This window comes from Dietzia sp. SLG310A2-38A2 (genome assembly GCF_014145095.1).
Lineage (GTDB): Bacteria > Actinomycetota > Actinomycetes > Mycobacteriales > Mycobacteriaceae > Dietzia.
Map to the genome: position 1 here is coordinate 1 of NZ_JAALDX010000049.1, position 12,114 is coordinate 12,114.

The window sequence follows — 12,114 nt, forward strand, 5'->3', positions numbered from 1 at the left end:
GGCCCGCTCGCCGGCTTCGTCCTGCTCGCCTCCCTTGTCCAGGTCCCCGGGGGCGGCTGGGAGGGCACCGGCGAGCAGCTGATCGAGATCACCGACCCCGGCCAGTTGGACGCCCCGATCAACCACCAGGTCGGCAGCATCACCGTGGACATGCGCGAGCTGGAGTTGGACCGCGACCGCAGCTACAGCATCGCCAACAACGTCGGTGAGGTGCAGGTGCTGCTGCCCGACGGGGTCGCCGTGAACACGAACTGCACCACCGACCTCGGGAGCATGGACTGCCCGACCGGCCTGTCCGGCGATGCCTCCGGCCCCGTCCTGACCCTCAGCGTGTACACCGGCGTCGGCAGCATCGTGGTGACGCCGTGAGCGCCCGGCCGGACGACGACCAGACCGATCCCACCGAACCGCAACCCACCGGGAGCAACGAGATGACCAGCCACGACCTGCACTCCGACACCACCACCCGCCCCGACCAGCCGCTCCACGACCCGCTCCCCTACGGCACCGGCTTCACCGACCCGCAGGGGTTCGGGTACGGCGTCGCCCCCGGGTACGGGGCCCCTACCGGGTACGGCGTCTCGCCCGGGTACGGCGTCTACGAGCCCGAGCCCGCGACGGACGCGGTGGCGCGGCGCGAGCGTTCCGGATCACCGGTGCTCGCGGTGGCCGGACTGCTCTCGCTGGGAGTCGCCGTGTGGGCGATCCTGGGTGCGCCGGTGATCACGACGACCGTGGTGATCACGGCGTCACTGGTACTGCTGGTCCTGGTCGGGCTGGCGATGGTCATCCGACGCTGAGCCTGGCACGACACCAGACCAGTCGACCGCTCGGCCGACCCCGTCCGCCGGGGTCGGCCGATTGCTACGGTCGGCGCATGTCGCCGCCCCGGGACCTCGCCGCCACCGTCACCGTCACCACCATCGCCCGGGTGTGGGAACGACGGCGACAGGCCGAGCAGCGTGGCGCGTGGCAGCGGCCGACCATGGGTGTCTTCGCTGCTGCCGGGTGCACGGCTCTCGCCGGCCCCGACCTTGTGCCCGGCGGACTCCCGACTGCTCTCGCCACCCTCGGTGTCGTGGTGGCTGTGGCGATCACCGCTGGCGTCGTCTCGGCTCGCCGGGCGAGCGTCCGCGGCCACAGCGGCAACCTGGAGATGCCGGAACCGCCGGGTCACCGATGGTGGCGACACCCCGCACTTATCGGACCCGTCATGTTCACCGCGATCTTCCTCGGCTCGGTGACCGGCGCTACCGACTACTGGCCGGTGATCCTCTGCGGCGCGATCCTGGCGGGAACTGTGGCCGCTCTCGCATTACCTCGATATGAGACCGCCGACCATATCCACGGCCCGCGCCTCGAGCACGTTCCCGAACTCTCGGCCGACGGAATGGCCGCCGTCGCGGACGGGGACCTCACGACGGATGTGCTGGAGATACTCGTGCTGCAGCATCACACCGCCGAGCGACGCATCGCATGGTGCGCCGACGTCCTCGGCACCGACCTCGCCGACATCCGTGGCCGCATCGCACGCGGCCGACGCTGGCTCGAACTCCCGGCGACCGAGGTTCATGACCCGGCGACCGCGACGTGGGTCCGGCTCTCAGCCAGAGGCCGCGAGGCCCTCGGCTACGTCTGACGCCAACTCCCGCGTCACTCCCACTCGATGGTGCCCGGCGGCTTGCTGGTCACGTCCAGCACGACCCGGTTGACGTCCGGGACCTCGTTGGTGATGCGGCCCGAGATCAGGGCGAGCGTCTCGTACGGCACGCGCGTCCAATCCGCGGTCATGGCGTCCTCGGAGCTCACCGGGCGCAGCACGATCGGGTGGCCGTAGGTGCGGCCGTCGCCCTGGACGCCCACGGAGCGCACGTCCGCCAGCAGCACGACCGGGCACTGCCACACCGAGGCGTCGAGCCCGGCTGCGGTCATCTCCTCGCGCACGATCGCGTCCGCCGCGCGCAGGGTGTCGAGTCGGTCCTGATCGACGGCGCCCACGATCCTGATGGCCAGGCCCGGCCCGGGGAAGGGGTGCCGGCCGACGATCGCCTCCGGCAGCCCGAGTTCCCGGCCCACGGCGCGGACCTCGTCCTTGAACAGCAGGCGCAGCGGCTCCACGAGCGAGAACTCGATGTCGTCCGGCAGGCCGCCCACGTTGTGGTGGCTCTTGATGTTGGCCGTCCCCGCACCTCCGCCGGACTCGACGACATCCGGGTAGAGGGTGCCCTGGACGAGGAAATCCACCGAGGCGTCCACGCCGTCCCCGGACTCCTGGAGTTCGAGGGCCTGGGTCACTGCCCGCTCGAACGACCGGATGAACTCGCGGCCGATGATCTTGCGCTTGGTCTCGGGGTCGCTGACACCCGCGAGGTGGCCGAGGTAGGTCTCCGAATCGTCGAGCGTGATGAGGCGGGCGCCGGTGGCGGCCACGAAGTCGTTCTCCACCTGCTCCCGCTCCCCCGCGCGCAGCAGCCCGTGGTCGACGAACACGCAGGTGAGCCGGTCGCCGATCGCCCGCTGGACCAGCGCGGCCGCGACGGCGGAGTCCACGCCGCCGGACAGACCGCAGATCGCGCGGCCCTCGCCGATCTGATCGCGGACGGCCTCCACGAGCTGCTCGGCGATGTTGGACGCGGTCCAGGTGGGTTCCAGGCCCGCGATCTCGGTGAGGAACCGGGTGAGCACCTGTTGCCCGTGGGGCGAGTGCAGGACCTCGGGGTGGTACTGGACGCCGGCCATGCGTCGATCGACACACTCGAACGCCGCGACCGGGGCACCGGCGGACGAGGCCGTCACCGTGAACCCCTCGGGCGCCGACGTGACCGCGTCGCCGTGACTCATCCACACCGGGTGGGTCGCGGGCAGCCCGGCGTGCAACAGCCCACCGGACACGCCCACCTCGGTCCGCCCGTACTCGCGGCTACCGGTGTGTGCGACCTCACCGCCCAGCGCGCCCGCCATGGACTGGAAGCCGTAGCAGATGCCGAAGACCGGCAGCCCGAGCTCGAGCACGGCCGGGTCGAGCGCAGGGGCGCCGTCGGCGTAGACGCTGGCCGGCCCCCCGGACAGGATCAGGGCGACCGGGTCCTTGTCCCGGATCTCCTCCACCGTCGCGGTGTGCGGGATCACCTCGGAGTAGATCCGCGCCTCGCGCACCCGCCGCGCGATGAGCTGCGCGTACTGGGCGCCGAAGTCCACGACCAGCACCGGCCGGGGCGGGGCGGGGGCTCCTGTCGTACCGGCGGTGATCTGGGAGTCGGTCTGTGCGTTCTCGGCCACGGACCAGAGTCTAGGCCCCGTGGCCTCTCCGCCGAACTCGGCCACATCCGCCCCCGGGGTGTTCACAATGGATCACATCACGACCGGGGGCTCCTCGACCGTGACCATCGACGGGGGAGGGCAACGATGGAGAGGATGACCGGCTTCGACGCAAGCCTGCTGTACCTGGAGACAGCGCAGCAGATGCTCGTCGTGGGCGGGATCCTCGTCGTGGACGTCTCCGACCCGGGGTTCGAGTACAGCTTCGAACGCCTCCGGGCGGAACTCGCCCGGCGGGTCAAGGAGATCCCGGAGTTCCGCCGCAAGATCTACGACTCAGTCCTGAACCTCGGGCATCCGGCATGGGTCGAGGAGTACGACCTCGACATGACGCAGCACGTCCGCCGCGTCGACGTGGAGGCGCCCGGTGACGACGACGCCGTGTTCGAGATGTGCGGGAGCCTCAGCAGTCGCCCGCTCGACCGGTCGAGGCCGCTGTGGCAGATGTGGGTCCTCGAAGGCCTGGCGACCCCGGACACGGTGGCCGTCTTCTTCCGCGCCCACCACGCGCTGCTCGACGGGACCAGCGCCGCGGCGGTCCTGCAGAAGCTCGGCAGGGCCGGGACCACGCCGTCCGCCCGTGACCTCGAACCGGTGCGGGTCCAGGCCGGTGGGGCCAACCCGATCCGGTTGGTGGCAGGTGGTCTGTGGGACTTCTCCGTGCGCCGACCGCTCACCCTCGCCCGGCTCGTGCCGGAGGCCGCGATGCTCCCGCGGAGGCTTCGCAGGTCGACAGCCGGGAAGAAGTCCGACAGGACGGCGGTGCAGGCGGCGGAGGGTGCTGACGTGGCGGAGACCACCGCGGTCCCCGACGCGGCGCCGTTCACCGCTCCGAGGACCCGCTTCAACGCGACGATCACCCCGCGCCGGGCGGTCTGGGGCACCTCGCTCGACCTGTCGGAGATCAAGGAGGTCAAGAACGCCTTCGGGGTGACGGTCAACGACGTGTTCCTGTCCGTGGTGGGGGGCGGGCTCCGTCGATATCTGCAATTCCACGACGATCTCCCCGAGAAGCCACTCGTGGCGGTCGTACCCGTGTCGACGCGCGGGGACGAGGGGGCCCAGGGCAACAACCGGGTGACCGTGCTGTTCGCGTCCCTGGGAACCGATATTCATGACCCGCTCGAGCGCCTGCGCGCCGTGGCCCGAGGGACCCGGCGGGGCAAGAAGCAGGCGCGGGGTGGAATGCGCCCGGGCCTCATCCAGGACGTGGCCACACTGGCGCCGTCCACCGCCCTGTCCCTGGTGATGCGCCTGTACGGGGACTTCCACCTCGCCGACCTGCACCCGGTGATCCACAACGTCAGCGTCTCCAACTTCCCCGGACCCCGAGAGACACAGGACTTCCTCGGCGCGCGGGTCACCCACATGTACCCGCTGGGCCCGTTGATGCACGGTTCCGGACTGTCCGTGACGGCGATGTCCCTCGGCGATCAACTCGACGTGGGGGTCAACGCGTGCGAACACCTCGTGCCCGACCCCGAAATGTTCGCCACCGGGCTGAGGGAGTCGATGGACTCCCTGCTCGAACTGACCCGGGGGACGGCGGCCGGGGCGGAGCACGCCGGGACGCCGGACACCGGCCCGACCCCGCCGGGGTCCACGACGACCGAGGAGGGGTGACCCGTGGAACGGATGAGCGGCCTCGACGCCAGCTTCCTGTACCTCGAGACCGACGAGCAGATGATGGTGATCAACGGGGTGGTCCACCTCGACGTCTCCACCATCTCGGAGGGGTACTCCTTCGAGCGCCTCCGGTCCGGGCTCGCCCGGCGGGTCAAGGCCGTCCCCCCGTTCCGGCGCAGGATCCACGATTCCCGCCTCAACCTGGGGCACCCGGCGTGGGTGGAGGACTTCGACTTCGACATCGCCCGTCACGTCCACCGGATCACGCTCGGTCCGGACGGCAGCGAGGACGAACTGCTGGCCACGTGCGGGAGACTCGCCTCGACGCCACTGGACCGCTCCCACCCGCTGTGGCAGGTGTGGATCATCGAGCGGGGCGACCCGGCCGCCCCCACCGTCACCGCGTTCTGCCGGGTCCACCACGCGCTCATCGACGGCATGCTGGGCGCCGAACTGCTCGCCACTCTCGCCGCGACGGACGCCTCCGCGCCCGCCCAGGATCCTGAACTCGTGCGCACCCACGTCGGCCGCGCCAACACCGTCCAGCTCATCGCCGGGGGCGCCCGCGACCTGATCGGCCGACCCCTGGCGTTCCTCCGCCTCCTGCCCGAGACGCTGGCCGTACCGATGGCGATGAAGCGGGCCCGCGACCGGACGGGCGGAGGACGGTCCATGCCCGCTCCGTTCACGGCGCCGCGGACCCTGTTCAACCGTTCTCTCACCCCGCACCGCGCGGTGGCCACGGCGACGCTCGACCTGGAGGCCGTCAAGCAGGTCACCACTCACCTGGGCGGCACGGTCAACGACGTCCTACTCACCGTGATCGGCGGTGCGGTCCGGTCCTACCTCGAGGACCACGGCGACGCCCCGGACCCGCCGATGGTCGCGATCGTTCCCATGTCCACGCGCGAGGATCTGACGACCGGCGGCGCGAACCAGGTCTCGGCCATGTTCGCCTCCCTCGCCACGGATCTGCCCGATCCGGTCGAGCGGCATCAACGGATAGTCGCCGCGTCGGCGACCGTCAAGGAGCAGGCCGGCAGTATCCGGCCGGCCCTGCTGGACAACTGGGGCCGGATGAGCCCCCGGTGGCTCCTCGACGCGGGGATGCAGGTCTATGAATCACTCAGACTCGCCGACGTCCACCCGGTGATCTACAACCTGATCATCTCCACCGTGCCCGGGCCCCGGACGCCGCTCTACTTCCTCGGCGCGCGGATCACCCACATGCACCCCTTCGGCCCGCTGCTGCACGGTGCGGGGTTGTCGGTGACCAGCGTGTCGATCGACGGCCACCTCGACCTGGGCGTGATCTCCTGCGAGCACCTCGTGCCCGACCCGGACGTCATCGCCCGTGGGATCGGGGCCGGACTCGAGGAGCTGATCGAGCTCACGCGCGAGCGGGAGCTCCCCCGCTAGAGACGCCGACGATCGGCAGACGCAGCGCACCGGGCGCCGCCTCCGGCACGATCGGCGACACGGGCGTCACCGGCGTCACGCGCTGGTAGGGCTCGCCCTGCGCGGGCCGGGGGTCCGCCTCGCCCTTGTTGGGCCACAGGGACATGGCCCGCTCGGCCTGGGCGGTGATGCTCAGCGCGGGGTTCACCCCGAGGTTCGCGGAGATCGCGGACCCGTCCACGATGTGCATCGTGGGGTAGTTCCACACCCGGTGGTAGGGGTCCACGACGCCGTTCTCAGGCGAGTCGGAGATCGCACATCCGCCCAGGAAGTGGGCGGTGAGCGGCATGTTCGCGATCTCGCCCCACGTCCCGCCGGCCAGGCCGCCGATGTTCTCGGCGATCCGCCGGGTGGCCTCGTTGCCGGCGGGGATCCAGGTCGGATTGGGCTCGCCGTGGCCCTGCTTGCTGGTGACGTACCTGAACGGGCCGCGGCGCTTGACCGAGGTCTCCAGCGAGTTGTCGAGGTTCTGCATGACCAGGGCGATCACCGACCGCTGGCTCCACCGCCGCAGGTGGAACAACTGGAGGAACATGACCGGCTTGCGACGGATCTCGTTCACCAGGGTGCGCCACCGCGGGAGCGGCCCGTCACCGTCGGTGAGCAGGGTCTGCAGGATCGCGATGGCGTTGGAGCCCTTGCCGTAGCGGACGGGCTCGATGTGGGTGTCGGGCCGGGGGTGGAAGGACGACGTGATGGCCACGCCCTCCGAGAAATCCTGTTCCGGCAAGTAGTTGGGACGCATCGCCCCGAGGATCGATTCGGAGTTGGTGCGGGTGAGCTTCCCGAGCGCCGTCGAGAGCTTCGGCAACGAGCCGTCGTCCTTGGCGTAGTGCAGCAGGTGCTGGGTACCCCAGGTGCCTGCCGCCATCACGACGTGCGAGGCGGTCACGGTGGTGGCGCGCTTGCCCCACGTGGTCCAGGCGCCGGTGCGCTCGAGCGTCACCTCCCACGTGCCGTCGGTCCGCTCGTTCACGCCGCTGACGGTCGTGCGGTCGAGCACCCGGGCCCCTGCGCGCTCGGCCAGGCCGAGGTAGTTCTTGAGCAGGGTGTTCTTGGCCCCGTGCCGGCAGCCGGTCATGCACTCGCCGCACTCGATGCAGGCGGTCCGATCCGGCCCCGCGCCCCCGAAGTACGGGTCCCGGACGGTCTCGCCGGGCTTGCCCTCTCCCCCGGTCTTCTCCCCGAAGAACACACCGACCGGCGTGTAGACGAAGGTGTCCTCGGCGCCCATGTCCCTGGCGACGGACTTCATGACCTCGTCGGAGTGGGTGTGGGTGGGATTGGTGACCACACCGAGCATGCGGCGCCCCTGGTCGTAGAACGGGCTGAGCTCGTCCTCCCAGTCGGTGATGTGACCCCACTGCCGGTCCTTGAAGAACGGGGAGGTGGGCTTGTAGAGGGTGTTGGCGTAGTTGAGCGAACCACCGCCGACGCCTGCCCCGGCGAGGACCATGACGTCGCGGAGCAGGTGCACGCGCTGGAGACCGAACAGCTTCAGCTTGGGCGCCCAGACGTACCGGTTGAGCCGCCACGAGGTCTTGGGGAAGTCCGAGTCCTCGAACCGTCGGCCGGCCTCGACCACCGTGACGCGGTACCCCTTCTCCGACAGGCGCAGAGCTGTGACGCTCCCGCCGAATCCGGACCCGATGACGAGGACGTCCGTGTCGGGACTCCCGGTGGAGGCGGTGGTCGAGGGCGACGGCGTCGATGTCGTCATGGTGGGGGCTCCCTGGTGGTCGAGGTGTAGGTCACACTACCCGAGCAACCAGAACCTACTCGACAGTAGCTCCCGTTTTGTCCACCGCGTCAGGGGCGGACGGACAGGTCCACCTTCTGGAATCCCTTGACGTCCGAGTACCCGCACTTGGCCATCGCCCGACGGAGGCCGCCCATCAGATTCCGGGTTCCGTCCGGGACGCTCGTCGGCCCCTCCAGCACTTCGGCCAGAGGCGCCAGCGCCGTCTCGTCGTCGATCTCCGCCACGTGTCCACGGGGGACCTTGGGGTGGGCGGACACCGCGTCCCAGTACACACCCCGCCCCGGGGACTCCAACGACCCGGCCAGCAGCGGGCCCAACACCACGGCGTCGGCGCCACACGCCACCGCACGGGCGATGTCACCCGAGGTGTAGATGTCGCCGTCGGCCAGTACGTGGACGTACCGGCCGCCCGTCTCGTCCAGGTAGTCACGACGCGCGGCCGCCGCGTCGGCGATCGCGGTGGCCATGTGGACCTCCATACCGAGCACGGATCCCGTGGTGGTGACCCCCTCGACGCCGCCGTAGCCCACGATCACGCCGGCCGCGCCCGTGCGCATGAGATGCAGGGCGGTCTTGTAGTCCACCACGCCGCCGGCGATCACCGGCACGTCGAGCTCGTGGATGAAGTCCTTGAGGTTCAGGGGCTCGTCCTCGCCGCTCACGTGCTCGGCGGAGATGATGGTGCCCTGCACGACGAGCAGGTCGATCCCGGCCTCGACCAGACCGGGAGTGAGGTCCCGCGCGTGTTGGGGGGACACCCGGACCGCCACGGTGCCGCCCTCGTCCCTGATCCGCCGGACCGCCGCCGCGAGAAGCTCGCGGTCGATCGGGGCGCGGTGGAGCTCCTGGAGACGCGCCACCGCCCGGTGGCCGGTCACGTCCTCGAGAGCGATCTCGCGTAGCTCGGCGATCGCCGCCTCCGGATCCTGGTGACGCGCCCACAGGCCCTCGCCGTTGAGGACCGCCAGGCCACCCAGCCTCGAGAACTCCACCGCCGAGGCGGGTGAGACCACCGCGTCGGTCGGATGGGTCATGACGGGCAGGTCCATCCGATAGGCGTCGATCTGCCAGGCCGTCGACACCTCCTTGGAGCTGCGGGTGCGTCGGGAGGGGACGATGTCCACCTCGCCGAGTCCGTACATCCGTCGGGCCTCACGACCCATTCCGATCTCCACCACGTTGCGCACGCGCCTTCAGTCCTTGACGTTGTAGTTGGGGGCCTCGACGGTCATCTGGATCGCGTGGGGGTGGCTCTCCTTGAGCCCCGCCGCCGTGATCTGGACGAACTGGGCGCGGTTCATGTCCGGGATCGTGGCCGATCCCGTGTACCCCATCCCCGCGCGCAGTCCGCCGGTGAGCTGGTGCAGGACCTGCGCGACGTCGCCGCGGTACGGCACCCGGCCCTCGATGCCCTCGGGGACGAGCTTCTCCTCGGACAGCACGTCGTCCTGGAAGTAGCGGTCCTTGGAGAACGACTTCTCCTGCCCCGGCTTGCCCCGGCCGCGCATCGCGCCGACCGACCCCATCCCGCGGTAGACCTTGTACTGCTTGCCGTCCACGAAGATCAGCTCCCCGGGCGACTCGGTGCAGCCCGCGAGCAGGGAACCGAACATGCACGCCGACGCCCCGGCCGCGATCGCCTTGGCCACGTCCCCCGAGTACTGCATTCCGCCGTCGGCGATCACGGGGACGCCCGCGGCGTGGGCCGCCACGGAGGCCTCGAGGATCGCGGTGATCTGCGGGGCCCCCACCCCCGCGACGACGCGGGTGGTGCAGATGGAGCCGGGACCGATGCCTACCTTGATCGCGTCCGCGCCCGCGTCGATCATGGCCTGGGCCGCGCCGCGGGTGGCGAGGTTACCGCCGATCACCTGGACGCGGTCGCCGAGCTCACGCTTGACGCGGGCGACCATCTCGAGCGCGTTGCGGTTGTGGGCGTGGGCGGTGTCGACGACGAGGACGTCCACGCCGGCGTCGGTGAGCGTCCCGGCGCGCTGCCAGGCGTCCTCACCGGTCCCGATCGCCGCGGCCACGCGCAGTCGACCGTCGGAGTCCTTGGTGGCGTCCGGGTGCTTCTCGGTCTTGACGAAGTCCTTGACCGTGATGAGCCCGGTGAGCCGACCGTCGCCGTCCACGATCGGCAGCTTCTCGATCTTGTGGCGGCGCAGGAGCCCGAGTGCTGCCTCGGCCGTGACCCCCTCCCGCGCGACCACCAGCGGTGCGCGGGTCATGACCTCGTCGACCCGACGGGACTTGTCCACCTCGAAACGCATGTCCCGGTTGGTGATGATGCCCACGAGTTCGCCCCGCTCGTCGGTCACCGGCAGGCCGGAGATCCGGTAGCGGGCGCACATCTCGTCGACCTCGGCGAGGGTGTTGGCGGGAGCACAGGTCACCGGATCGGTGACCATACCCGCCTCCGACCGCTTGACCGTGTCCACCTGGGCCGCCTGGTCGGCCACGGAGAGGTTGCGGTGCAACACCCCGATCCCGCCCTGGCGGGCCATGGAGATGGCCATGCGGGCCTCGGTGACGGTGTCCATCGCCGACGACACGAGCGGCACCCGCAACGTGATGTCGCGGGTGAGCCGGGTGCTCGTGTCGACCTCACTGGGGACCACCTCGGAGGCGGCCGGGAGCAGCAGCACGTCGTCGAAGGTCAGGCCCACCATGGCGACCTTGGTGGGATCGTCGCCGCCGGTGCGCACGGGGCCTCGCGACTCGCTCATCTGCCGTCCTCCTGGGGGTCGTCTGGGTCTGGAGTCCGAGGATAGTGCGTCCGGGGTCCCGGGCTCGAACCGTCGGCCCCGCCAGGTGGTGCCCACGGGTACGGTGGGAGCGTGAACGATCCCCTACGGCACGGAATGCCGCCCGACCCGTTCGCCGGCGATCCGGATGATCCGACCGCGGAACTGGCCGGGCTCGACCCCGTGGACGACGACATCCCCTCGGGGCCGCTCGACGCGGAGGAACGCCGTGCGATCGAGGAGGACCTGGCCGATCTCGCGGAGTTCCGCGAGCTCCTGGCACCCACCGGTGTCAAGGGGGTGGCCGTCCAGTGCGAGGACTGTGCGGAGGAGCACTACCACGAGTGGGACATGCTCCGCGCCAACCTCATGCAGCTCCTCGAGGACGGCTCACTCCTGCCCCACGAGCCCGCGTTCGACCCGATCCCGGACGACTACGTCTCGTGGGACTACTGCCGTGGATACGCCGACGCGGTGCGCACGATGCGCCCGCGTCGTCTCTACTGGCGTCGCTGACCCACCTTCACGTGCCGCCCGTGCGGGCGGACTCGGTCAGTTGGTGGGCTGGGTGGTGGCCGGGGCACTTGTGGCCGCCGGCCCCGACGTCGGGACCTGGGTCACGGTGGTCCGCGTCGGTGACGGTGCCGGGCTCGTCCCGTCGACCTCACCCGGTTGCGGCCGGCCCGTGGTGGGCGCCAGGAAGTCCTGGATCCGCTGGGTGTCGATCGGGATCTGCAACGTCGTCGAGATCCGCAGTCCGTCCAGCGGCAGCGGGATGACCGGCATACCGGGAGGCGGCGGCGGGATGAGATTCGAGGGCAGTGGCACGGGAACCCCGGGGACGAGCGTCGCGGGACCCTGACCCGGACCGGGGGCCGGGGTGGGGGCCGGGGCGGGAGCAGGCGCGGGGGATGGGACCGAACTGGGCGTGACCCTGCTCAGGTCACGCCTGATCGCGTCACGGCGCTTCATCAACTCGACGCGTTCGGAGGCGTCCGAGACCTCGTCCAACCGGCCGGACACCTCGTCGAGGAGGCGCTCGGCCCTCTCACGGTCACCCTCGCGAGCTGCCAGATCCGCGGCGGTCAGGTGTTCGCTCAGGTCGCTGACCAGTTCCACCTCCCCGGCGCGGTCCGCGAAGATCGTCTTGGAGACGCCCCACAGCGGGTCCCCGGGCATCGCGCTGTGCGCGGCGACGGACAG

Annotated in this window: 9 protein-coding genes and 2 pseudogenes; 6 read left to right on the forward strand and 5 right to left on the reverse strand. The window is 70.7% G+C overall.

What is annotated here, in order from left to right:
- The 3 genes and pseudogenes from G6027_RS01790 to G6027_RS01800 form a co-directional block, all read left to right on the forward strand.
- A pseudogene (locus tag G6027_RS01790) lies at positions 1-369 on the forward strand (hypothetical protein); the annotation flags it as partial.
- Complete coding sequence (locus G6027_RS01795) at positions 366-800, forward strand: hypothetical protein (RefSeq protein ID WP_182634857.1); 435 nt, start codon at positions 366-368, stop codon at positions 798-800. The pseudogene G6027_RS01790 and the gene G6027_RS01795, both read left to right, overlap by 4 nt.
- Before the next feature lie 77 nt (positions 801-877).
- Positions 878-1,639 (forward strand): hypothetical protein, encoded by a 762-nt coding sequence (locus G6027_RS01800; RefSeq protein ID WP_182634858.1) that lies wholly within the window; start codon positions 878-880, stop codon positions 1,637-1,639.
- 14 nt (positions 1,640-1,653) lie between these two features.
- Here G6027_RS01800 and guaA read toward each other — a convergent pair whose 3' ends face one another.
- Positions 1,654-3,249, reverse strand: coding sequence for a glutamine-hydrolyzing GMP synthase (gene guaA, locus G6027_RS01805; RefSeq protein ID WP_182634869.1), 1,596 nt, complete (start codon positions 3,247-3,249; stop codon positions 1,654-1,656).
- A gap of 156 nt (positions 3,250-3,405) precedes the next feature.
- Here guaA and G6027_RS01810 point away from each other — a divergent pair, with 156 nt between their 5' ends.
- Complete coding sequence (locus tag G6027_RS01810; RefSeq protein ID WP_182634860.1) at positions 3,406-4,941, forward strand: wax ester/triacylglycerol synthase family O-acyltransferase; 1,536 nt, start codon at positions 3,406-3,408, stop codon at positions 4,939-4,941.
- A 12-nt stretch (positions 4,942-4,953) separates the two neighbouring features.
- Positions 4,954-6,363: a wax ester/triacylglycerol synthase family O-acyltransferase gene (locus G6027_RS01815; protein ID WP_241726726.1), complete on the forward strand. Its 1,410-nt coding sequence runs from the start codon at positions 4,954-4,956 to the stop codon at positions 6,361-6,363.
- Here G6027_RS01815 and G6027_RS01820 read toward each other — a convergent pair.
- The 3 genes from G6027_RS01820 to guaB form a co-directional block, all read right to left on the reverse strand.
- Entirely contained in the window at positions 6,335-8,122 is a 1,788-nt protein-coding gene (locus tag G6027_RS01820; protein ID WP_182634864.1) for a GMC family oxidoreductase, read from the reverse strand. The two genes, G6027_RS01815 and G6027_RS01820, sit on opposite strands and share 29 nt — an antisense overlap.
- 89 nt (positions 8,123-8,211) lie before the next feature.
- On the reverse strand, positions 8,212-9,351 hold the full coding sequence (locus G6027_RS01825) for a GuaB3 family IMP dehydrogenase-related protein (RefSeq protein ID WP_182634867.1): 1,140 nt from the start codon (positions 9,349-9,351) through the stop codon (positions 8,212-8,214).
- Between the two features lie 6 nt (positions 9,352-9,357).
- A complete protein-coding gene (gene guaB / locus G6027_RS01830) occupies positions 9,358-10,893 on the reverse strand; it encodes an IMP dehydrogenase (RefSeq protein WP_182609355.1) in 1,536 nt (511 codons plus the stop codon).
- A gap of 135 nt (positions 10,894-11,028) precedes the next feature.
- On the opposite strand from guaB, the gene G6027_RS01835 reads away from it, so the two are divergent.
- Positions 11,029-11,427 carry a DUF5319 domain-containing protein gene (locus tag G6027_RS01835; protein WP_182634871.1) on the forward strand — a complete coding sequence of 133 codons (399 nt, stop codon included), beginning with the start codon at positions 11,029-11,031 and terminating at the stop codon, positions 11,425-11,427.
- Between the two features lie 36 nt (positions 11,428-11,463).
- On the opposite strand, the pseudogene G6027_RS01840 reads toward G6027_RS01835, so the two are convergent.
- Positions 11,464-12,114, reverse strand: a pseudogene (locus tag G6027_RS01840) (hypothetical protein); the annotation flags it as partial.